This is a genomic window from Streptomyces sp. NPDC019937, assembly GCF_040631655.1.
In the GTDB taxonomy this organism is placed as follows: domain Bacteria; phylum Actinomycetota; class Actinomycetes; order Streptomycetales; family Streptomycetaceae; genus Streptomyces.
This window is the reverse complement of sequence record NZ_JBEYAL010000001.1, coordinates 1-22,195: the sequence shown is the minus strand read 5'-3', so window position 1 is coordinate 22,195 and position 22,195 is coordinate 1. Positions and strand designations below refer to the sequence as shown.

The 22,195-nt window shown below is 69.1% G+C and carries 19 protein-coding genes; 8 read left to right on the top strand and 11 right to left on the bottom strand.

What is annotated here, in order from left to right; translation table 11 throughout:
* Nucleotides 1–876: 876 nt before the first annotated feature.
* The 3 genes from ABZ562_RS00095 to ABZ562_RS00085 form a co-directional block, all read right to left on the bottom strand.
* Nucleotides 877–1,419, bottom strand: coding sequence for a class I SAM-dependent methyltransferase (locus ABZ562_RS00095; protein WP_361471640.1), 543 nt, complete (start codon nucleotides 1,417–1,419; stop codon nucleotides 877–879).
* 527 nt (nucleotides 1,420–1,946) lie between these two features.
* Nucleotides 1,947–2,408: a hypothetical protein gene (locus tag ABZ562_RS00090; RefSeq protein WP_361471637.1), complete on the bottom strand. Its 462-nt coding sequence runs from the start codon at nucleotides 2,406–2,408 to the stop codon at nucleotides 1,947–1,949.
* Nucleotides 2,409–2,767: 359 nt separating this feature from the next.
* Entirely contained in the window at nucleotides 2,768–3,292 is a 525-nt protein-coding gene (locus ABZ562_RS00085) for a hypothetical protein (RefSeq protein ID WP_361471634.1), read from the bottom strand.
* Nucleotides 3,293–3,472: 180 nt separating this feature from the next.
* Here ABZ562_RS00085 and ABZ562_RS00080 point away from each other — a divergent pair, with 180 nt between their 5' ends.
* Both ABZ562_RS00080 and ABZ562_RS00075 read left to right on the top strand, forming a co-directional pair.
* Complete coding sequence (locus tag ABZ562_RS00080) at nucleotides 3,473–3,967, top strand: hypothetical protein (RefSeq protein ID WP_361471631.1); 495 nt, start codon at nucleotides 3,473–3,475, stop codon at nucleotides 3,965–3,967.
* A gap of 951 nt (nucleotides 3,968–4,918) precedes the next feature.
* The gene (locus ABZ562_RS00075; protein ID WP_361471628.1) at nucleotides 4,919–5,818 is read left to right on the top strand and encodes an NADP-dependent oxidoreductase; all 900 of its coding nucleotides are present in this window, start codon (nucleotides 4,919–4,921) and stop codon (nucleotides 5,816–5,818) included.
* Here the strand turns inward: ABZ562_RS00075 and ABZ562_RS00070 are convergent.
* The 3 genes from ABZ562_RS00070 to ABZ562_RS00060 form a co-directional block, all read right to left on the bottom strand.
* Nucleotides 5,805–6,068: a hypothetical protein gene (locus ABZ562_RS00070; protein ID WP_361471626.1), complete on the bottom strand. Its 264-nt coding sequence runs from the start codon at nucleotides 6,066–6,068 to the stop codon at nucleotides 5,805–5,807. The genes ABZ562_RS00075 and ABZ562_RS00070 overlap by 14 nt on opposite strands.
* Before the next feature lie 350 nt (nucleotides 6,069–6,418).
* Complete coding sequence (locus ABZ562_RS00065) at nucleotides 6,419–7,009, bottom strand: TetR/AcrR family transcriptional regulator (RefSeq protein WP_361471623.1); 591 nt, start codon at nucleotides 7,007–7,009, stop codon at nucleotides 6,419–6,421.
* A gap of 372 nt (nucleotides 7,010–7,381) precedes the next feature.
* Entirely contained in the window at nucleotides 7,382–7,882 is a 501-nt protein-coding gene (locus tag ABZ562_RS00060) for a PaaI family thioesterase (RefSeq protein ID WP_361471620.1), read from the bottom strand.
* Between the two features lie 104 nt (nucleotides 7,883–7,986).
* On the opposite strand from ABZ562_RS00060, the gene ABZ562_RS00055 reads away from it, so the two are divergent.
* Nucleotides 7,987–8,454 carry a helix-turn-helix domain-containing protein gene (locus ABZ562_RS00055; protein ID WP_361471617.1) on the top strand — a complete coding sequence of 156 codons (468 nt, stop codon included), beginning with the start codon at nucleotides 7,987–7,989 and terminating at the stop codon, nucleotides 8,452–8,454.
* Between the two features lie 75 nt (nucleotides 8,455–8,529).
* Here ABZ562_RS00055 and ABZ562_RS00050 read toward each other — a convergent pair whose 3' ends face one another.
* The 4 genes from ABZ562_RS00050 to ABZ562_RS00035 form a co-directional block, all read right to left on the bottom strand.
* Nucleotides 8,530–8,808, bottom strand: a complete 279-nt coding sequence (locus ABZ562_RS00050) for a hypothetical protein (protein WP_361471614.1) — start codon at nucleotides 8,806–8,808, stop codon at nucleotides 8,530–8,532.
* Nucleotides 8,781–9,698, bottom strand: coding sequence for an alpha/beta hydrolase (locus ABZ562_RS00045; RefSeq protein WP_361471611.1), 918 nt, complete (start codon nucleotides 9,696–9,698; stop codon nucleotides 8,781–8,783). The genes ABZ562_RS00050 and ABZ562_RS00045 overlap by 28 nt, the downstream gene beginning before the upstream one ends.
* A gap of 62 nt (nucleotides 9,699–9,760) precedes the next feature.
* A complete protein-coding gene (locus ABZ562_RS00040; RefSeq protein ID WP_361471608.1) occupies nucleotides 9,761–10,822 on the bottom strand; it encodes an alkene reductase in 1,062 nt (353 codons plus the stop codon).
* Between the two features lie 382 nt (nucleotides 10,823–11,204).
* The gene (locus tag ABZ562_RS00035) at nucleotides 11,205–12,020 is read right to left on the bottom strand and encodes an oxidoreductase (RefSeq protein WP_361471605.1); all 816 of its coding nucleotides are present in this window, start codon (nucleotides 12,018–12,020) and stop codon (nucleotides 11,205–11,207) included.
* Nucleotides 12,021–13,510: 1,490 nt separating this feature from the next.
* On the opposite strand from ABZ562_RS00035, the gene ccrA reads away from it, so the two are divergent.
* The 5 genes from ccrA to ABZ562_RS00010 all read left to right on the top strand — a co-directional run bounded on the left by ccrA (nucleotide 13,511) and on the right by ABZ562_RS00010 (nucleotide 19,091).
* Entirely contained in the window at nucleotides 13,511–14,854 is a 1,344-nt protein-coding gene (gene ccrA, locus ABZ562_RS00030) for a crotonyl-CoA carboxylase/reductase (RefSeq protein WP_361471602.1), read from the top strand.
* A gap of 126 nt (nucleotides 14,855–14,980) precedes the next feature.
* Nucleotides 14,981–15,769 (top strand): alpha/beta fold hydrolase, encoded by a 789-nt coding sequence (locus ABZ562_RS00025; protein ID WP_361471599.1) that lies wholly within the window; start codon nucleotides 14,981–14,983, stop codon nucleotides 15,767–15,769.
* Between the two features lie 10 nt (nucleotides 15,770–15,779).
* Nucleotides 15,780–16,961 carry a cytochrome P450 gene (locus ABZ562_RS00020; protein WP_361471596.1) on the top strand — a complete coding sequence of 394 codons (1,182 nt, stop codon included), beginning with the start codon at nucleotides 15,780–15,782 and terminating at the stop codon, nucleotides 16,959–16,961.
* Between the two features lie 33 nt (nucleotides 16,962–16,994).
* On the top strand, nucleotides 16,995–18,182 hold the full coding sequence (locus ABZ562_RS00015) for a cytochrome P450 (protein WP_361471593.1): 1,188 nt from the start codon (nucleotides 16,995–16,997) through the stop codon (nucleotides 18,180–18,182).
* Nucleotides 18,183–18,251: 69 nt separating this feature from the next.
* Nucleotides 18,252–19,091: a phytanoyl-CoA dioxygenase family protein gene (locus ABZ562_RS00010; protein WP_361471590.1), complete on the top strand. Its 840-nt coding sequence runs from the start codon at nucleotides 18,252–18,254 to the stop codon at nucleotides 19,089–19,091.
* Between the two features lie 141 nt (nucleotides 19,092–19,232).
* Here ABZ562_RS00010 and ABZ562_RS00005 read toward each other — a convergent pair.
* Nucleotides 19,233–22,195, bottom strand: a 2,963-nt coding sequence (locus tag ABZ562_RS00005; protein ID WP_361471587.1) for an alpha/beta fold hydrolase, incomplete at its 5' end; no start/stop codon positions are given.

The following is a 22,195-nucleotide window of genomic DNA, read 5'->3' as shown; positions in this document are numbered from 1 at the left end:
TACTCGTCCAATCTTCCGGCACTCACCGAACGGCAAGGCAAGTGGAATCGATGATGATGCCCCGGCTCGGGACCAGCAGTGCGGTAAGCGATTGCGCGCATGGAGCGTACAAAGGCTCCGGTCAGTCGCTCCACGGTGACCTACGCCACGTTTGACACGTCAGCTTTCACGTCGCACGACTCCTCGCCCGGCCAACGCGGCGGCGAACCCGGCAGACCACGCATTACCCGTGGCAGGCCGTGGGAGGTCCTGACGTGTTCTGTTCACTCATCTCGTGCGATCAGGCCATAATGTGCCCCCGGTAGTTGCCTCAAGCCCGACGCCCGGCCCGAAGAACCCCGGAGTTGGTCGCCCGTGGGCCCGATGGGCAGGCTGTGCGGTCGAAGGCAGCCGCCGCGGATCCGGGTGCGCAGGACTTTGCCTGTGCTGAGGCTATGCGCCGCCGCCGTCCCCAGCAGTCGGCAAGGAAGTCCCGCGCCTCGGTGTCGAAGCCGTGGCCGATGGCGCGCAGAGGTCTCCACGGCCCTTCCGGGGGGACGGCCAGGCCCTGTCGGCGGGCGCGAAGCGCGGGGCGTCCCGCATCAGCAGCCGGAGGTCCTCGGGATGCCTCCGCGGCCACGAGGTCAGCGCCTCCTGGCCGCTCATCACCTCGTGGTATTGGAGCAGCGTGCTGAGCTCGACGTACTGGCGGGACCGCCAGGAATCGCGCCCACCCTGCTCGCGGACGGCTCCCTCCCCTCCTCCAGGAGCACCCGACGTCCCTGGTCGACCCATCCGCTCACCGGGTTCCACGCACCCCAATACCCGGCGGCGTGATCAACCAGTACGGATACGCCGCCTGGCCAGGAACGACGAGTTTCCGAACGGCACAGGGCATCAGGGCTTGCGATGCACGGAAACGGCATACTTCCCGTCGGCGTAGGGATCGCGAGCCCACGTCGCGTACCTGGCTTCCATGGTGAGTCCCACCGCACGGCAGTGCGCGTCGTAGTCGTCCAGGGTGTAACCGCGGTCCAGGGCGAAACCCGCGACGAGCCGCCCGGCCGGACGCACATGAGCCGCCGCCCCGGCCACCAGGGCCGGTTCCGTTCCCGGTGGGGTGAACAGAGGGACGTTGCCCGCCAGCACCACGACATCGAAGGACAACCCCAGGTCGAGGTTGATCAGATCCTGCAAGTACCAGCGGATCTCCGGGGCCAGCCGCCGGGCGGTGGCGAGCATCGACTCATCGGCGTCCACACCCGCCACGTCGATCCCGTGACGGGCCAGCTCGATGGCCACCCGGCCGGTACCGCAACCCGCATCGAGGACCGTGGCGGGCTGGAAGGAGCGGACCAGCGCGGCCTCACCGTGGATGTCCCCTCCTTCGGCGGCGATGCGGTCGAACCGGGACTGGTACTCATCACCGTTCCACATCATGCGGCCAGCGTGTCACATGCGCGCATGCGCACGACCATACGGGCAGCGAGCGACGCCGGCCGCTTCCGGAATCCGCCCGAGGAAGTTGTCACCAGCCTGGCTCAGCCCCTCTCGAAGGCATGCTTGGCACACTATTTCACATTGACCATCCACGCACGCACCAACTGCCGCGCTACCGCACCTGTCGCCACGACAAGGGGTCACCGCAGGTCATGGGATCTGGACAGGGGAACGTGGTCGCAAAGTGGTCGCATGATCCACCAGCGCAGACCGACCATGGAGGTGGTACTTCACCGCGCAATTGCCGGAAGTGATCTCCATGCGCCCCGCTGCCACTCGGGGGCGCGTCCACCGCCGGTACGGCTGCCGGGACGAGCAGCACCGGCAGCGCGGCGGCCGCCGCGCGCGGCTCGCCGCCGAGTCCGATCACGGCAGATGGACCTTCGCCGTCGACATGCCCGCCTCCGACTCCCGGCGGCACACCGTCCGCGCTGCGCCGGATGTCGGAGGGAGAAGACGGCGGGTTCTCAGCCGACCCGAACCGGACCGTCGCCGACTACCTCACCGTCCACCGCTGTCCGGCCACCCTCTCCAGCGCCCTGGGCGACGCGGTCAAACACCACCGCCTCAGCCACAACCCCGCACGCCCCACCGTCATCCCCCGCCCACCCGCGGCCGAACAGCTCGGCGAGCATGCTCATCACCGCGCGCGGCTCGGAGATGGAGCTGGTAGGGACATCACCCCCGTCACCGGCTGGCGCCCCGTCGTCGGCCTGGGCAGCGATGGATCGCACAGGGTCGTACACCATGCGGGCCCACCGCTGATCGTCGTCACGCCGGAGCGGCCGGTAGACGCCGCCTTCCACCACCCACACGGTGTCGGGGACGAACTGGTGCCGCGGGACAGCTGTCCACGCGTGCCGTATCCACGGCTCGGCGAAGTCGAGCTGGTCGGCCGCCCGCGCACGCAGCGTTTTCAGATCGGTCACTTGCGATGGGTTCCGCTGCCGGGCCTGGAAATGTCCGGGTGGCTGCCGTCCTGGTCACGCGGCGAGGGCTGCTTCGGCTGCGGGTTCGGTTCTGAGAGCTTCCCGTGCGCTCCCAATGCGGGCCTCCTACGGCGATGGTCAGTGGCCAGTCTCGGCCCGGCCAGTGGATGGTGGTAGGGCGCACGTGCGTCACCTGGGGCGCACTCCTGCCGTGCGCCTACTGATCGACGGGCAGGCGGCGGGCGAGCCTGGTCACCAACTCGTCGGCGACGTCGGCCATCTGGCCCCGCTGGTCCGCCAGATCTTGCAGCAGCCGCAGAACGACGTACCCCTCGCCGCGGAATGCCGCCCTGGCAGAGTCAGCAGCCAGGGCCGATCGGCGGAGACGAGGTCAGGGCGAGCGCAGCGACCCGCAGCTCGGTCGCCCACGTCCGCAGATCAAACCCCAACGTGTACTCGATGCAGCACCCGCATTGCGGGATCAGCGATACGAACGATTGCACCTCCTCGGATTCGACCTCCATCTCCCACCAGTCATCCGTCGCCAAGTCGGCGGGAGCGATTTCACCATTGACCAGCCTCGCCGCCAGTCGGCGCAGAGCGTGACGTCGTGCAAGGCCCTGATCGGGCAACTCGATTCCGGCCTCGGAAAGTGCTTGCTCGAACGCGTGACGGACATCGCGGGCATCCGCGTTGCGAGGTAACCCGGCGAGCTCGCACAGCGCCGGGGTGTCCAGCCCTGCCGCCAGTGCCCCGGCAGCAACCATCGGCAGATCCTCCGGGCGGATCTCATCCGCCCGATAACGGCAGGCCACCTCACCCAGAGCCCTGAGGCCACTCTGCGTCGGGGTTCCCGGTTCCGGTGTCGTTCCTGCTGCTCCCATGGCTCGTACGATGCCACCATCGTGCACAGGTCCGAGAGCCTGTTGTTCGAGGACAGCTGGAACGTCGACGAGCTGTGGACGCCGCGGCGCCGCGACCTCACGGCTGTCGGGGCAGCGGCCGACACGACAGGCGTAACGTGGTGTGATCGAGCCTGTGCATCGAGTTCGTACAGTGGGCCCATGTGGCGCCTTCCGCAAGCCGGTACCCTCGCCGTCCTCAAACTTCCGGCGGCCCTGTTGCTGGTCAGCCTCGTGCTGGTGGGCTTGGGCACGCTCCTGTCAGCGGGTGGTCTGACCGTGCTGACGGTGCACCCCACGCGAACGGTTACCCCGAATCCCACCGACACGGACACCACGTCCGGCCCGCCGACCTCACCGCCCACCACGCCGCCGACCTCGCCCGTCACATCCCCACCTACCTCATCGCCCACTTCACCGCAGTCCGCGCCCGCCACGCCCGGCCCCGCGTCGGGCCCACTGGCTCAGGACGCACAACAAGTGGTGGCCAATTCGGCGGCGCTGCTCACCTCCTGGATCGGGCTGATCAGCCAGGTACTAGGGCTGCTGACGGCGATGATCGGCCTGGCCACCGCGGGCCGTCGTCCGGCCACCGCCGAGCCCGCTGACGGCGGTGGATCCGAGCCACCCGAGGACAGGAGACCTCGTCATCGGTGACCGCCGTGATGTCACGCCACTGGGCCCGCGAGAGGGGAACTTGCTCCTGATCCATTCAGGTGAGGTGGCAGGCCGCCTCCGCGTGCGAGCCCGGGCGGTGCGGTACGTAGAGCGGCATGGCCACTCACCCCGATCCCCCGCCTAACGCCGAGACCGTGACCCGCGATTCCCTGGCGAACCGCAAGGGATACAGCGACCACTTCATGGGAACGGCTGTACCGCTGCCGGTGCCTGCCGATCGATGTCCGGCGCAATGACAACTGGCGCTTCGACCCCCGCCTCCCCGAAGCCCAGCAGACCGGCAGGGCAAGCAACTGGCAGGGCCTGGAGAGATTTCTGCTCGAGATCCGCCCTACCGGGGCATCCAGGTCCCGCTCCGGTTCTGGAAGGTCGCAGCTCTCATGCAAGACGGGGACCTGGCGGCCACCGCCTACGTTCTGGACCAGAGCCCCGACCTCACCAAAGACGCCGCTGCCCAAGCCATGGCCGAAACCGCTCGAGCAGGCGCCCCTCCCCCGCTCGGCGCTTTCCGTACTTTCCCGGTACCCGTCCTGGACCACCGGAGTGTGCGCAGCACGGCCTTGGACACTCCTGGAGATGTGGGGACGTCGCCGTGGATCGTGTCGGATGAGCTGTGGGACCGCCTGGAACCGCTGCTGCCGCAGCGTGAGCGGCGCTTTCGCTATTCGAACACGATGACGTACGCCCCGACCCGACCCAAGGTCCAGGTGCAGATCTGTTCCACGATTGGCCCAGTTGGTCACTCTTCAAATGGATCACATGTCCGGGTCACCAGCTGCCTAGGCTCGACATCAATGCGGCTGAGACCACGAGCGACCTCTGGAGGGGATCCCGAGGTCGACACTGGTACCTGCTGTGGGTTTCCGGCCCGTACCTCCCGGTCGGCCGGACTGAATGAGAGGACGAAGATCTGCTGTGAAGGCGTGCGGAGTGTCCGGGGCCGATAAGGAAGTCGCCCTGCTGGAGTTGCCCGAACCGTCATCTCCCGAGGCCGGTCAGATCCTGGTGGCGGTTGAGGCGGCCGGGGTCGGCCCGTGGGACGAACTGCTAAACGGCGCTGGTTGGGACGTGGGGCTGCGCCCCCCGGCGGCGCTGGGAGTGGAGGGCGCGGGCAAGGTGCTGGCCATGGGCGCGGGGGTCACCGGGTTTGCCGTAGGCGACCGGGTGCTCGCACACGAGGCCCCACTGCCCGGGGGAAGCGGCTTTTGGGCCGAACGCGTTCTGATCAACGCGGATCACACGGCAGCCTGCCCACCCGGGCTGGACGCCGCGCACGCGGCGGCGCTGCCGGTCAACGGACTCACCGCGTTGCAGGCCCTGGAGAAGCTGGACCTCAGCCGAGGACAGCGGCTCCTGATCACCAACGGAGGCGGGGCCACCGGAGCTCTGGCCGTCCAGCTCGCCGCGGCCAAGGGCATCGAGGTGACCGCGACCGCGTCTCCTGCCGCCGCAGAGCGCCTGCTCGGTCTGGGAGCGATGGAGGTCGTCGACTACCACGACCCGAACTGGTCGGCCAAGGTACACGGCGGGTTCGACGCCGCCCTCACCATCGCCACCGGCACGGCGGACGCCGCCCTGCCTTTGGTGCGGGACGGCGGCCGACTGTGCTCCCTGACCTCGGACGCGCCTCCGGAGGAGCGAGGCATCACGAGTTGGGACCTCTACGTCGAGCCCAACGCCGCGCAGCTTGTCCAGCTGGCGGAGCAGGCCGCCGCGGGAACCTTGAAACTCGCACCGGAAGCCCTGCCGCTGAGCGAGGGACCGGCTGCGTTCGCCCGGGTGGTTACCGGACGGGCAGGCGGCAAGAAGATCGTGCTCACCCGAGCATGATCGGTGGCCGGCCGGCCCAGGTGCTGCCCGGGCGAGCCAATGCTCCCCGCTGCGACCAGCGGCTTTCCGGTGCCCGCCAGTGCCTCGCCGCGAGCATGATCGGGAGCTCCGCAGCGGCCACGGCGTGGATCCCGCCGGAGGGAAGCAGGTCCCGCCTGTGCGCGACGTGGATGACGCCGTCGGAGTCCGCGGCCGCCTCCTTGAGCCCGTCGAGATCCTCGAGGTCGCCGCGGCGCACCGTCGGTGACACCAGCGCTCCGCGAACGCGACTTGGCCAAGGCCGCGCCGCTCACCGATGCCCTGACAGAGGCGCTGCGGCAGCGCGGAGTCCCCGACCGGCTGACCGGCCTGGCTGCTCAAACCGGCTGGGGCCACCTTCCACCAAGCGGCCCAAGCCTGGACCGACGACCCCTCACAGAGCTTGGACGCGCATCTCCTCCAAGCCTTCGACGATCTGCGCGCCCTCTCCGCGACTGTCCCACCGGCACAGGCACAGCCTGAAAGCTGACCATGCCCCGCGCACGGGCACCGATCATCACTCCTGTCGGCGTCGGGCTGTTCCCCCGAGAGCCACGGCCCAGGGGCTGGGGGTGTGGCGCATCAGACGTGCTGCCCGGCGTCGAGCAGGGCGAGGGCGTTGCTTACCCCCTGATCGAGGAGCTGATTGGCGAGTTGACTGTCGGTCAAGGCGCGCGAAAGTTGCAGTGTCCCTGCCATCAGGCCGAGGAGGCTGAGCGCCTTCACCCGTGCGGAGGACGGGGCCTCGGGCGCCATGCGGGCGGCAATGCCGTCGATGAGGACCAGCACGCCGTCGGTGTACGCCTGCCTGGTTGTGTCGGTACAGCGCCCGATCTCGTCGAGCAGAGCGGCATTGGGGCAGCCGTCGCCCAGGCTGGCGCGGTGCTGGGGCGACAGATACCCGCGCACGATCTGCTCGAGTCCGGCACGGCCAGGCGCAGCCCGCGCGACGACGTTCTCGGCCTGTGCCTTCAACTGGTCGGCGATTGCCGTGGTGACGAGGTCATCTTTGGATTCGAAGTGAGCATAGAAGGCTCCATTGGTCAGCCCCGCGTCCTTCATGAGCGTCGAGACCCCGGAGCCGTCGATACCGTCTTGCTTGAACCGGCGGCCCGCCGTCTCGATGATCCGCCGCCTCGTCTTCCACTTGTGCTCTTTTCCGTACCGCACCACAGCACACACTCCTTCGCCGGCCGGAAGGACCAGTCGCCTTTCACCGACGTCGCCAGTCTATGGTATTGCGAACGTAATCCAAAGAGTCGGCAGCGGCGACGGTCGGCCGCCTCCTCGCCAGTTGCCCTCAGCGGCAAGGACGGCGAGCGAGCGTCGGGCTTTCATCAGTGAGGGCAGCCACGGACCCAGCGCCTGAACTCGCCCTCGTCGGCGCGGCTCATGGTGTCGGCCGTCACCATGAGCCGCGCCGACCACCCCCAGGCGTCGGCGCTCATCACCCAGGACGCCGTCGACCTGCTCCTGTCCGCCAAGATGTCGATGCACTCCCTGTTGTCCCGGCTGCCCCACGGAGCGAAGGCCCTGCCTGCGGAGTCACCCCTGAGAGGCGGGCACCGGGAAGAGCATGCAGCTGCTGGTGGCGTGGGCGAGCAGACGGTCCTTCGCGTCGACCAACTGTGCCTGGGCGAGGGCAGTTCGGCGGCTCTTGCTGACAACCGTGCCGATGGCACGCACCGGGCCCGTGTCCACGGTGATCCGTCGCAGGAACTTCACGGTCAGGTCGAGCGAGGTGTACGCCATGCCCTGCGGGAGGGCGGATTGGACGGCGCAGCCCGCCGCCGAGTCGAGCAGGGTGGCGAAGATGCCGCCGTGCACGCTGCCGATCGGGTTGTAGTGCTCCTCGCCTGGTATCAGCGAGAAGACCGCCCTGCCGGGCTCCACCTCGTCCAGGGCGAAGTCGACGGTGCTGCTGATCGGCGCCCTCGGCAGCCTCCCCGCCTGCACCTCGCGCAGGAAGTCGATGCCGGCCATGCGCCCGGCGGCCTCCGCCGAGATCGCGGGATCGTCCCAGTGATAGGTGCGCGTTCGCCCCACGGTCCGGCGCCTTCCCTCTGACTGTCAGCTGACTATTCCAAGTGAAGCTAGACGTGCGTTCACCTGACTGTCAAGGGCGAAGGCAGGCCCCTTACGATGGCGGGATGGAGTGGCTTGAGGCGAGCACGGAGAACTGCCCCGTCCAGCGCACGCTCAACGTGATCGGGGAGAAATGGACGCTGCTGATCCTGCGTGACGCCGTCAACGGAGTCCGCCGCTTCGCCGACTTCCACCGCCACATCGGCCTGTCGGAGGCCGTCCTCAGCGACCGTCTCCGCAAGCTGACCTCGTCCGGCATCCTGAAGACCATCCCCTACCAGGAGCCTGGAAGTCGCTCCCGCAACGAATACCGCCTGACCCGCAAGGGCTGGGACCTATGGCCCGTTCTGATGGCGCTGAGCCAGTGGGGCGAGGCATACACCCTCGACTCCGAGGGTCCGGTACTGGATGTCCGCCACACCGAGTGCGACGCCCCGGTCCGCGTCGTCGTCGAGTGCTCCGCGGAACACTCCCCCCTCACTCCCCGTGAAGTCACTGCCCGGCTGGGAACAGGCGCCCGCCTCCGGTCGTGAGCCATCGACCTCGCGGTCGCGGGCCGGACATCCGCCGCCGAACCGAACTCGATGGCGTAGATCGGGCCGTCGCTGTCAACCGGATGCGACGGATTCTCGGCCCGGAACGGCGACCCGAAAGTCGGCGAGCTCGGTCGCGCGCGGCGGTGCGCGCGCGTAGTTGAAGCCGCCGTCGTGATCGGCCGTCCCGGCCGTCGCCCGCGGGACCGGGACGAGGTCGCGTGCGTCGCGGACCCGCGCGCCGCCGAAGGCCAGGTCGGCATCCGTCCACCGTCCCGATCCGGCAGGCACGCGGATCTTGCAATTGCCGCGCCCGTACCGCTCGGTCAGATCTTCGCCTTCTCCCGGACCCACGCGCCGATCTGCGCGATGGCGGCGTCGGCCTCCGGAACCCGGCCGGCACCGTAGACGTACGAGTGCTGGCCTCCCGGGACCACCACGGTCGCCGTGTCGATTCCGGCGTCCTCGACACGGGCGGCGAACTCCTCGTCCTCACCGGCCAGGACCTCGTATGTTCCCCAGGAGATGAGGGTCGGGGGCAGACCGCTCAGATCCGCCCGGTTCAGATTGATCCTGGCGTCCGTGAACTCAATGCCCGTGCCGCCGAGCCAGGACTCCCGGAAGAACTCCAGCAGATCCTTGCTGAGTATCTTGTCCGTCTCGGCCTTGGTCACCATGGTCTCGTTGGCGATCTCGAGGTCGCACCAGGGGGAAATCGACACGATGGCGCCAGGCAGCGGCTGCTGCTTGTCGCGGAGGCGAAGCGCCAGGGCGACAGCGATGAACCCGCCGATCGAGTGGCCGATCGTGATGATGTTTCCCGGCTCATACCCTTCGGACAGCAGCCAGTTGAATGCCGCCTCCGCGTCGTCCACCTGAGCCGGGTATTGGTGTTCCGGTGCTCGCCGGAAGTCCAGGACCAGTACGGGGGCCCCCGCGGCCTTGGCGATATGGCCGGCGAGCTTTCGGTCGACGAATGCTGACGACAGAACGGAGCCCCCGGCGTGACCGTGCAGGAGGACGTAGTCGGCGTTGGTGTCGACCGGTTCGCACCAGATTCCCAGAACGCCGCCCGCGTCCACTTCCCGATAGGTGACGCCTTCCGGCTCCCGGGCCGCGAGATGGACACTCTCCGACCGGGTGCGTATTGCATCCAACTCGGACTCGGGAATCACCAGTCCGGCCATGAAGTCCGCGAACTCGATCGCTTCCGGGCTCAGTTCAACAGCAGCGTGATCAGACACGTGGCACCTCCATGGGCCATTTGGGCATACCGGCCCGCCGGGACCGGTATCGCCGGGGTATGTCAGGCGGTGTGGGTGGGGTAGTCGGTGTAGCCGACCTCACCGCCGCCGTAGAAGGTGGCGGGGTCGGGGGTGTTGAGCGGCGCGCCGGTGCGTACGCGCTCGACCAGGTCGGGGTTGGCAAGTGCCATCACACCGACGGTGACGATGTCGGCCAGGCCGTCCTCGAGGTCCTTGGCGCGGGTGGCGATGTCGGTGCCGGCCCGGTTGAGAACCAAAGTACTCGGCCACAGCCTGCGGAGGGTGTGCAGGTGTTCGTCGTCGCCGCCGTGGCCGATGTGCAGGTAGGCGAGGTTGAGCGGGGCCAGGGCGCGCACGAGTGCCGGGTACAGCTCATGGGTGTCGCTCTCGGCGATGTCGTTGAACGGGTTGCCGGGAGAGATCCGGAAGCCGGTGCGGCCGGCGCCGATCTCCTCGGCCACGGCGGTGGCGACCTCCACCGCGAAGCGGATGCGATTGTCGAGGGAGCCCCCGTAGCGGTCGGTGCGCTGGTTGGTGTTGGTGGCGAGGAACTGGTGCACGAGGTAGCCGTTGGCGCCGTGGATCTCGACGCCGTCGGCGCCGGCCGCGATGGCGGCCCCCGCGGCGCGGCGGAAATCCTCGACCGTGGCGGCGACCTCCTCGGTGGCCAGCTCGCGCGGTACCGGCATCTCCTGAGGGCCGGACGGGGTGAACATGGTGCCCGCCGGCCGGACCGGGGAGGGGGCGACCGGCTGCCGGTGATGGGGAGTGTTGTCGGGGTGGGACATCCGTCCGACGTGCATGAGCTGGATGACGATGCGTCCGTCCGCGCCGTGGACGGCGTCGGTGACCTTGCGCCAGCCGGCGATGTGCTCCTCGGAGTAGATGCCGGGGGTGAGCAGGTAGCCCTGGCCGTCGGCGTTGGGCTGGGTGCCCTCGGTGATGATGAGGGCGTGCGAGGCGCGCTGGGCGTAGTACTCGGCGTTCAGCTCGGTGGGTATGCCTTCCGGAGTGGACCGGTCCCGCGTCATGGGGGCCATCGCGAGCCGGTGCGGCAGGGAGATCTCCCCGACGACGATCGGGTTCCACAGGGCGTTCAGCATGGATGATTCCCTAAAATAAGGTGTGAGAGAGCTGCGGGGTGTTGGGTTGCAACGAGTAGCGCCTTCGCGGCGACCCCCGCCGGATGCGCCCGGTGACCTTCCACCGTGGATGTTCTCGGGGATCTCGTCGGCGGCGAAGCCGAACTTCGACGCGGCCCGTACGTCGGTGACAACGGATCCGCAATACGAGTGTCCCGTCCCTGCGGACGCGGACGGCGCCGACCGCAGGACGGCCGCCGGCGCGGTGACCGCCGGCGGATTCCGACGTTCTGCTTCAGAAATCGCCTTGCGCTCGATGCACTGCGCCGGGCCGTTCGGCGGCGTTGCTGCTGTATGACCTCGGCAAATCACGAATCGGCGCCCTTGCAGTCGGACCGGGATGTCACGTGGGCATGCGGTTGTTCTTGCGGATCTGCTTGTCGAACGCTCCGGCGGGGAGGAGGCGGCGCACCGTGGTGACGCGTGAGGCCAGCGGACCGGCGGTGTAGCGCAGCTTCGGCTTCTTGTCGGTGGCCGCAGTGACGATCACTTTGGCGACGACGGCGGGGGCGTCGCCGCCCTTCATCGCATCCGCCATCACCTCGTCGAAGACGCGCCGTCGCTCCGCGTACAGAGGCAGCGGGGTGTCGGGCTGCGCGGCGTTGGTGTCGAAGCTGGTCTTGGTATAGGCGGGCTGGACGAGGAGGACCCGGACGCCGTGCTCGCGGACCTCGTGGTCCAGCGACTCGGAGTAGCCCTCGATGGCGTGCTTCGACGCGACGTAGAGAGCCATGAAGGGCTGGGGAGCGACCCCGAGGACGGACGAGATGTTGATGACGCGTCCGCCACCCTGAGCGCGCATGTGCGGCAGGACGGCCTTCGTCATACGGACGACACCGAGGACGTTGATGTTCAGGACGCTCTGGGCCTGAGTGACGGAGTTCTCCTCGACGGCGCCCGCCGAGCCGATGCCCGCGTTGTTGACCAGGACGTCGATGCGCCCGAACCGGTCGATCACCTCTGCGACCGCGGCGGTGGCCGAGTCGTCACTGGCCACGTCGAGATCGAGGTACGTCACACCGGCGGGCGGGGTGAGTCCGGAGGTCTTGCGGCTCGTTCCGATCACCTCGAAACCCGCCGCGACGAAGGCGCGGGCCGTCTCCTTGCCTATCCCCGATGAGGCACCTGTCACGAGCGCCACCGGCCGAGTTGTCGCCATGACAGACTCCCTTGAGTTTTGGATTACGTTCGTATGCCTTACGTTCGTACGACCATATGATGCTTATTGGTCGCTGGCAAGGGTCACGTCCGGCGATCCGAGAAAGAACCGCGAAACGGAGGGGTGCGGCACGGGAAAGACCACGAGCGAACGACGAGCAGCTGACCGAGACGGCCGGCCCTCGCATCACCCGAGACGGCATGCGAACGGTTTCAGATCGCGACAGGTGGCGCAGGGGGTGCCACCAGGTCAGAGTCGGTAGGCGCAGTCAGAGAGACTCGGCGCCGATCAGGCCGAGCACCAGGGCGCCGTCACCCGCAAGGGTGGAGATCAGCCGCCCTCTGTCCACAGGCGAACAGGCGTGTCATGGGCTGCATGGACGACATCACCGAGACGCCGGCCTCGCGCCCCGGCAAGATCCGCGCCGCCTCGCGCGGGCCGAGCGCGCCGTATTCACCCTGTGCCGCTCGGCCTGGCGCTCACCGCGGCAAGATCATCGACCGTGCTGCTGCGACTGGCCCACCTCGGCGTGACGAACGCGTTCGCGATGCTTCGCCTGCTGCGACCGGGACAAGGACGCGGAGATCCTCGCGCTGCGCCACCAGGTCACCGTTTCGGAACGTCAACTCGGCAAGGACAAGGTCCGGTTCGCACCCAGCGATCGGGCATTCCTGGCGGCGCTGCTGCACCGGCTGCCACTGCACGTCCTGCGAAGATTACGGCTGCTTGTACGCCCTGACACGGTGCTGCGTTGGCACCGCACCCTCATCGCGCGCCGCCATGCCGCCTCCTGCCGGCCCAAACGTCCGGGACGGCCGCGCACAATGCGCTCGATCCGCGTCCTGGCGCTGCGGCTGGCGAAGGAGAACCCGAGCTGGGGGTACAGACGTCTACACGGCGAGCTGCTTGCGCTGGGGGGTGAAAGTGGGCGCGTCCACCGCGACCCTCCACGCCCTGCGCGAGTCCGAGCAGTTCTACAACGGACACCGACCACACCAGGGCATCGTGAACGCCAGGCCGCCGCACCCCTTGCCCCCGCCGATCGACGATCCCGAGGCTAGCGGAAAGCTCCTTCCAGTCCGCCCTCGAACTGATGTTGTCCGAACTCGCGGTACAGGCCCCCGCCCCGCCTCGGGGCGTAGACGGAACCGGACCGCCGGTCACCCCGAGCTGGGCGGTGACCGGCGGCCTGACCTTCCGGTGTCATCGTGCGTCGGCAGCGCCTGGTGCTCATGACCCAGGTGGCTTGGGCTGTGGTGGACCGGCCTGTGCATGGTGACCGACCGCCGGCAGGCCACCCAGCCGGCATGTCCGCCGAGCCAGGGCCACACTTCAAGGCTGGTAATTTCCTGAGAATTGAGACGGTACCTTGCGCAGGCCCGTTTCAATGATCGTTGACGCGGCGCGCGTGAGGGGAACTGTCCACACTGCCCATGAAGCGGGATTAGTCGAACGCCTTCCTTTCATCCCGACCCGAGGACCGGAATCTCGTGAAAGAAATCATCAGCGCCGTTCTCTCCGATGACGCTGCCTCCGAAGACTTCGCCGCGCTCCCCGTACCCGATTCCTATCGCGGCGCGCTCACGCTGAAGGAGGAGGCCGGGATGTTCGAGGGGCTCGCTTCCTCGGACAAGGACCCGGAGAAATCGCTACACATCAACGAGGTTCCAACGCCGTCGCCCTGCGCCGGTGAGGTGCTGATCGCGGTCATGGCGAGCGCGATCAATTACAACACGGTGTGGAGCGCCATCTTCGAGCCGCTGCCGACCTTCGCCTTCCTGGAGCGCTACGCCAAGGCCGGGCCGGAGGGCGCCCGGCACGACCTGCCGTATCACGTCGTCGGATCCGATCTGTCCGGGGTCGTGCTGCGCACCGGGCCCGGAGTGCGGCGCTGGAAGCCCGGGGACCGGGTGGTGGCGCACTGTCTGTCGGTGGAGTTGGAGAGCTCCGACGGGCACAACGACACGATGCTCGACCCCGAGCAGCGCATCTGGGGCTTCGAGACCAACTTCGGCGGCCTCGCTGAGATCGCCCTCGTCAAGTCCAACCAGCTGATGCCCAAGCCGGCCCATCTGACCTGGGAGGAGGCGGCCTGCTCGGGGTTGGTGAACTCCACCGCGTATCGGCAATTGGTGTCCCGGAACGGCGCCGGGATGAAGCAGGGCGACAACGTGCTGATCTGGGGGGCGAGCGGCGGGCTCGGCTCGTACGCGACCCAGTTCGCGTTGCACGGCGGCGCCAACCCGGTCTGTGTGGTGTCCTCGGACGCCAAGGCGGAACTCTGCCGGGCCATGGGCGCCGAGGCCGTCATCGACCGCAGCGCGGAGGACTTCCGGTTCTGGGCGGACGAGCGGACTCCGAATCCGAAGGAGTGGAAGCGCTTCGGAAAGGGGATCCGCGAGCTGACCGGCGGCGAGGACGTCGACATCGTCTTCGAGCACCCGGGTCGGGAGACCTTCGGCGCGTCGGTGTACGTCACCCGCAAGGGCGGCACCATCGTCACCTGCGCCTCTACGTCCGGCTACACCCACGAGTACGACAACCGCTACCTGTGGATGTCGCTCAAGCGCATCGTCGGCTCCCATTTCGCCAACTACCGCGAGGCGTGGGAGGCCAACCGGCTCATCGCCAAGGGAAAAATCCACCCCACCCTCTCCACCGTATTCCCGCTGGCCCAGACCCCGGCGGCGGTGCGGCGGGTCCATGAAAACCGTCACAGCGGCAAGGTCGGCGTACTGTGCCTCGCCCCGACCGAGGGCCTCGGCGTCCAGGACCCTCAGGCCCGCGCCCGTCACCTGCCATTCATCAACCGGTTCCGCGAAGCCGCCGAGTAGCGCCCCCGGCCTTCCCGCCGCCCGCACCGAGGGCGGCCGGCCAAGACTAAGGATTTGCGGGTGCGGTTCGGACTCCACTGAAGACAGCGCTACATCGCGACCTGGATCGGAAGGGACCGACGAGACTTGGAAACGAAGGACGACGCCACAACGGCCTGGATCCGCCGCTATCACCCGTCCGTCGGCAGTACCGCGCGGCTCATCTGCTTCCCCCACGCGGGCGGTTCGGCCAGCTTCTTCCACCCGGTGTCGGCACGGTTCTCGCCCGAGGCCGACGTGGTGGCCCTCCAGTACCCCGGCCGTCAGGACCGGCGCCGCGAGCCGTGCATCGAGGACATCGGCGCGCTCGCCGACCTTCTCGCCGAGGAGATCCAAGCCCTCAGCGACAAGCCCACGGTTTTCTTCGGGCACAGCATGGGTGCGGTACTGGCCTTCGAGACCGCCTTCCGGCTCGAGCAGCAAGGGGTCAAACCGCCCCACGCGGTGATCGCCTCCGGGCGGCGCGCTCCCTCGACCCGCCGGGACGAGCAGGTACACAAGCGCGACGACGACGGCATCGTCTCCGAGCTCAGGCTGCTCAACGGCACCGACTCGGCGGTGTTCGGCGATGACGAGCTGCTGAGGATGGCGCTGCCCGCGATTCGCGGCGACTACCGGGCGATCGAGACCTACGCCTGCGAGCCGAGCCGGAAGATTCGCTGTCCCATCACCGTCCTGACCGGCGACGCGGATCCGAAGACGACGCTGGAAGAGGCGATCGCCTGGCGACCGCACACCGAGGGATGGTTCCAGGTCAAGGTGTTCCCCGGGGGCCACTTCTTCCTCGCCGACCATCAGGCCGAGGTGAACGACGAGATCGCCAGAGAGCTCGAAGCGGCCCGTTCGGCGGGACAGAGCGCTCCGGCAGGACGTTGAGGAGAGGTCTGTGCCGACATCCCGAGAGCTGCCCGCCCTGACCACCGAGGCGCGGCCCGTGCTGGACCCGAGCCCGCTGCGGGAGCTGCGGGCGAGCGCTCCGGTCTGCCGGGTCCGTACGCCGGCGGGTGACGAAGCCTGGCTGGTCACCCGGCATGCCGAGGTGAAGAAGCTGCTCCACGACGAGCGGCTGGGCCGCTCCCACCCGAGCCCGGGAACCGCTCCGAGGTACGTCAAGAACTCCCTGCTCGACCTGCTCGTCGCCGACGACCCGCAGGTTGCGCGCGAGGCGCACGCCAGGACACGGGCACTGTTCACACCGAACTTCTCGGCGAAGCGCATCCGCGCTCTGCGCCCGCGCATCGAGGAGTTGGCGACTGACCTGGTGGAGGACTTCGCGGCGCGGGAACGGCCGGTCGACCTGCACGCGTACTTCTCGTCGCCGTTCTCCCTGCGGATCCTGTGCGAGCTGATCGGGGTGCCGGACGAGGACCGCGAGCGGTGCGCGGCGCTGCTGGCCGGTATGGGCCGGATCGACACCGGGCAGTCCATGGTCACCGGGCCAAAAGCCCTGTTCGGCTTGCTCGCCGGGGTCTCTGCGCGCAAGCGGGCGGAGCCGGGCGACGATGTGATCTCCCGGATGTGCGAGGCGGGCATCCCGGACGACCATGCCGGTTCGCTGGCCGCGGTCCTGTTGTTCGCCGGGCTGGAGAGTGTCGCGACCCACATCGACCTCGGGGTGGTGCTGCTGTCCGCTCACCCGGAGCAGCGCGACGCGGTGCTCCGGGATCCGGCCCTGCTGACCGGCACGGTCGAGGAAGTACTGCGGTCCGCCAAGCGATCCGGAGCGACCTTGCCGCGGTACGCGAGCGAGGACATCGAGATCGCCGGTGTGACCATTCACGCCGGAGAGCTGGTACTGCTCGACTTCGCGCTGGCGAACTTCGACGAGCAGGCGTTCAGCGAGCCGGAGCTGTTCGACGTCGCCCGCTCGCCGAACCAGCACCTGACCTTCGGCCACGGGATCTGGCACTGCGTCGGCGCGCCTCTGGCCCGGGTGGAGCTGAGCACCGCGTTCACCACCCTGTTCTCGAGGCTGCCCGGACTACGACCCGCGGTGCCGTTGGACGAACTGCGAACGCGGGGCGGCGAGTTGGTCGGCGGCCTCGCCGAACTGCCGGTGACCTGGTAGCCGGGCCGGACCGGATTGCGAGAGCGGAGAGAAATGGAAACTGCTGGCAGGCCGGACGCCGCGAAACGCGTGGACTTCCCGCTGAGACGGCCCGGTGACCCCCTCCCACCCCCGCAGTACGAGGACTTCCGTGAGCGTGAGGGGCTGGTCTGGTCCACCATGCCCACCGGTGCCCGGGTCTGGCTGGTGACGCGATACGAGGACGTCCGCGCGGTGCTCACCAACCCGAAGATCAGCTCCAACCCCGGACACGAGGGCTTCCCCAGCCCCGGCCGGACCGGCGGGCCGCCCGCGCAGGACCAGGTGCCCGGCTGGTTCGCGGCGCTGGACCCGCCCGAGCACGACCGGTACCGCAAGGTCCTGATCCCGGAGTTCAGTGTCCGGCGCATCAGGGAGCTGCGGCCGCGGATCCAGGAGGTCGTCGACGACTGCGTCGAGGCGCTGCTGGCGAAGGGCAGCCCCGCGGACCTGGCTGCCGACTTCGCGGTGCCGATTCCCTCTCTGGTGATCTGCGCGCTGCTCGGGGTACCGCAAGCGGACCGTGGCTTCTTCGAGTCGCGTATCCGTGTCCTGGTCACGCTGAGCGCCACCGACGAGGAGCGCGACGAGGCGTCCAAACAGATCCTGCGCTACTTCAGCAGGATGATCGCCATCAGGAAGCGGCGCCCCGGCGACGACCTGATCAGCGTGATGATCAGGTCGGAGACGATGACCCCGATGGAGATCGGCGGCGCGGCGATGCTGCTGGTCATCGCAGGCCAGGAGACCACGGCGAACAACATCGCGCTCGGCGCGAGCACTCTGCTGTCGAACCGTCAGTGGATCGGCGACGACCGGGTGGTCGAGGAGCTGTTGCGCTACTACTCCGTCGCCGACCTGGTGCCGCTGCGCGTTGCCCTGGAGGACGTAGAGGTCGCCGGGCAGCTCATCAAAGCCGGTGAGGGCATCGCCCCGCTGGTCGCCGCGGCCAATCACGACGGTTCCGTGTTCTCCTGCCCGCACCAGTTCGACCCCGGGCGCTCGGAGCAGCACCACATCGCGTTCGGCTTCGGCCGCCATCTGTGTCTCGGGGCGCATCTGGTGCGCACCGAGATGGAGCTCGCCTACCGGACGCTGTTCGAACGGATCCCGACGCTGGAGCTGGCCCGACCCCTCGAGGAGTTGTCGTTCAGGAACAACGGCGTGCTGTTCGGCCTGGATTCGCTGCCGGTCCGCTGGTAGCCCTCTCTCCGTCCCTGCCCTCCCTCTGTCCGTGACCCTCCTCCGATGAACAAGGAGCCTGGAATTCCCATGGCCATACGTCTCGCCCGGCTCCCCGCCTCGTCCACGGTGGCCGAAGTCTCCGCGGCACTCGACCGCGACGGCGGTGTGATCGTGGAAGACCTGATCGACAAGACCACCCTCAAGGGGCTCTGGGACGACCTGGGTCCCGCCCTGGAGAAGACCGGGTACGGGGACAGCTCGTTCGCCGGACAGCGGACCAAGCGGCTGTGCTCGCTGTTCGCGCGCTCCCGGCACATGGAGAAGGTCGCGCTGAACCCGCTGTTCCTCGGCGCCGCCCGCGACCTCATCGAGCGGCCCGTACCCAGCTGGTTCGGTCCGCAGCGGACCGAGATCGCGCCGAACGTACAGGTCAGCATCACGCAGGTGATCCAGATCTGGCCCGGGGAGACACCGCAGCCCGCGCACCGCGACGACATCGCGCATATGCTGCCCTCCCCCGGGCCGACCAACCGCGTGCAGATCATGCTGGCGATGGACGAGTTCACCGACGAGAACGGCGCCACGATGGTGTACCCGGGCAGCCACGCCTGGGACGCGGAACGGGGCCCACGGCCGGAGGAGGCGGTGCAGGCGGAGATGGAGCCCGGCTCCTGCCTGATCTGGGTGGGCGGGCTGTTCCACGGCGGCGGGCCGAACCTCTCCGACGATCCGCGGACCGGTCTCACCATGGCCCTGGTGCGCGGCAACCTCCGCCAGGAGGAGAACCAGTTCCTGGCCGTGCCGAAGGACATCGTCCGGGAGTACCCGGAAGAGTTGCAGCGCCTGCTCGGCTGGGGCCTGTGCCCGCCGTTCATCGGCTGGTACGAGCACGCGGACCCCAACCCCCTGCTCCGCGCCGAGTCCTGAGCGCACCTCGCACCTGACCGGCCGCGTCGGGGACCCGGGTGCCGTCCCGAGGCCGAAGACCGGAAACCGAAGGCCACCGTGGGGATCCCTCCCGCACGGTGGCCTTCGGCGTCGGTCACCGGTCCGTGCCGGCGCCGCGCCTCATCCTTGCTCGTTCAGCCATTCGTGCACCCGCCGTGCGGTCGACTCCGCGTCGCCCTCCAGCAAGGTGAAGTGGTTTCCGGTCACTTCGAGCACCTCGTGGTCAAGCGGCCAGGAGGGCCGCGTGGCCTCGAGGAGCAGCTCAGGCACGAACTCGGCTGCCTGTACGAAGAGCGTCGGGGTGACGGTCGGCCCCGGCCGCCAGCCGCTGAACAGCCGCGCGTAGTGCGCCATGGCGGTGAGCTGGTCATCGTCCACCGGGATCTGGGGGAATCGCCGCATCAGCCGGTGAGTGGTGGCCGCCATGCCCAGTGCGAGGTTGTCGCCCGCGCCCGTGGGAGTGTCCAGCAGGACCAGCGCGCGCGGCGGTGTTCCAGCCGCCTCCAGTCGCGCGGTGAGGATGTGGGCGAGCCAGCCCCCCGAGGAGTAGGCGACGAGTGTGAGCGGTTTGTCTCCGAACGCGCGCAGCACCGCGTCCGCCTGCCGGGCGGCAGTGGCGTCGAGATCGTCCGGAAGCGCCTCGCCCGGTCCGCAGCCGGGTGTGGGCAGGACCCAGACGTCGCGGGTGCCGCGCAGGGCTTGGGCGAAGCGGGCGAACTGGTACGGGCTCGCCGGGGCCACCAGCGACGGGAGGCACAGCAGGGGCTCGGCCTCCGAGCCGTCCGACAGCCGCACCGGCTCGGCGCCCGTCGGCCCCTCGCCTCCGGTGTCACAGACCTGGAACCTGGGACGCGTTCCGGCCGCGAGGTCGAGCAGGTCCAGCCCGCGCTCGTGCTGCTCCTGGTCGAACGCGTGCCGAAAGAGGTGTGTGACGGTGCCGCCCCGCGCCATGCCGTCCGCTCGTTCCGCCCCGGCCGTGGCCATCGGCCCGGCCGACCCGGACAGCCCGGCCAGCAGATGGGTCGCGAGCGCGCGCGGCGTCGCGTGCTCGAACAGCGCCTCTGCGGTCAGGACCAGTCCGGTCGCCCGGCTGAGCCTGGTGCGCAGGTCGGTGATCGACAGGGAGGTGAAGCCCATTTCGAGGAACCTGCGGCCGGTTTCCACCTCCGTCACGTCGGTGTGGCCGAGAACGGACGCGATCTGCGAGGTGATCAGACCGAGCAGTGTCCGGTCCTGTTCCTCGGCCGTCATGCCCCGGAGCCGGACGGCCAGTTCGCGGTGGTCCTCGATGCGCTCCGCCCCCGGAAGGGCCGAACTCCGCTCATGGTCGCCCGCGCCCCACCGCGAGAGGAGCGGTGTCGTCCCCGGCTCGACCGCCCGGTCCGCCAGCCAGAAGCGGCGGCGCCGGAAGGCATACGTCGGCAGCTCGATCCGCTTGGCGCCGGTCCCGGCGAAGAGCGCGGCCCAGTCCACGTCCGTGCCGCGTACGAACATCTCGGCGGCGGCGGTCAGCAGGCTCTCGGTCTCGCCGCGGTCCCGGCGCAGGACCGAGACCGCGGTCTCCACATCGGACGGTACGAGGGAGGTGAGCACCGGATCGGGGCCGACCTCCAGCAGGCGGGTCGAGCCCAGCTCACCGGTCGCGGTCCGCACCGCGTCGTGGAAACGGACCGGACGGCGGATCTGTCGCACCCAGTAGTCTCCCGTCGCCCAGTCCCGCTCCCCCACCGGGCCCCCGGTGACGGTGCTGACCGCCGGAACCACCGGCTGCCGGTAGGCGACACTTTCGGCGATACGGGCGAAATCCGCCAGCATCGGCCGCATCAGCGGTGAGTGGAAGGCGTGGCTGACCCGCAGCCGGGACACCCGGCGGTCCTCCGCGCGCGCCACCGCCATCGCCCGCTCGACGGCGTCCTCATCCCCGGAGATCACCACCGCCGAGGGGCCGTTCACTGCCGCGATCGCGGCTCGCCCGCCCTCCGGCAGCGTCTTGGTGGCCTCGTCGAGGATGCGCACCACCTCGTCCTCACCGGCCTCGAGCGCGGCCATCGCACCACCCGTGGGCAGTGCTTGCATCAACCGGGCGCGCGCCGCGACCAGGCGGGAGGCGTCGGCGAGGTCGAACACGCCCGCGGTACGGGCCGCCACCAGCTCGCCGATGGAATGCCCGAGCACGACATCCGGGCTCATGCCACAGGAGCGCAGCAACTCCACGAGGGCGGTCTGCACCGCGAACAACGCCGTCTGGGCATACCCGGTCCGGTCCAGCAGCGCCGCCTCGTCCGAGCCGTCCGGGGCGAACAGCACCTGACGGACGGTGATGTCGAATCCGGCGGCGCCGTCGAGTTCCGCGTCCAGATGGGCGCACACCTCGTCCAGGGCACCAGCGAACGCCGGGAACCGGTCGTAGAGTTCCCGGCCCATGCCGATGCGCTGGCTGCCCTGCCCGGTGAACATCCACGCCGTGCGGCCCTCGGACACGACGCCCGACACCACGGAGGCTTCGCCGCCCGCCAGAGCGGTCACGCCCGTACGGAGCGCCGCGTCGTCGGCACCCAGCACCACCGCGCGATGGTCGAGCAGCGCGCGGGTCGTCGCCAGCGAGAAGCCCACGTCGACCGGGGATCGATCCTGCGGTCCCCGCTCGTCGAGAAGAGCCGCGAGGCGGCCGGCCTGTGCCCGCACCGCGTCCGGGGTACGTCCGGACAGCACCCACGGCACCACCGGCAACTCCGGCCCTGCCGACGGCCGCTCCTCCGCCACCGGCTCCGTCTCGGGGGCTTCCTCAACGATGACGTGGGCGTTGGTCCCGCTGATACCGAACGACGACACACCCGCCCGACGCGTACGCTCACCCCTCGGCCAGGCACGAGCATCCGTCAGGAGCCGCACCGCCCCCGAACCCCAGTCCACATGCGACGAGGGTGAGTCCACGTGCAACGTCGCCGGCAGCTGCTGCGCACACAGCGCCATCACCATCTTGATCAACCCGGCGGCACCGGCAGCGGCCTGAGTGTGACCGATGTTGGACTTCACCGAGCCCAGCCACAACGGACCCCCCTCACGATCCCGCCCATAGGTAG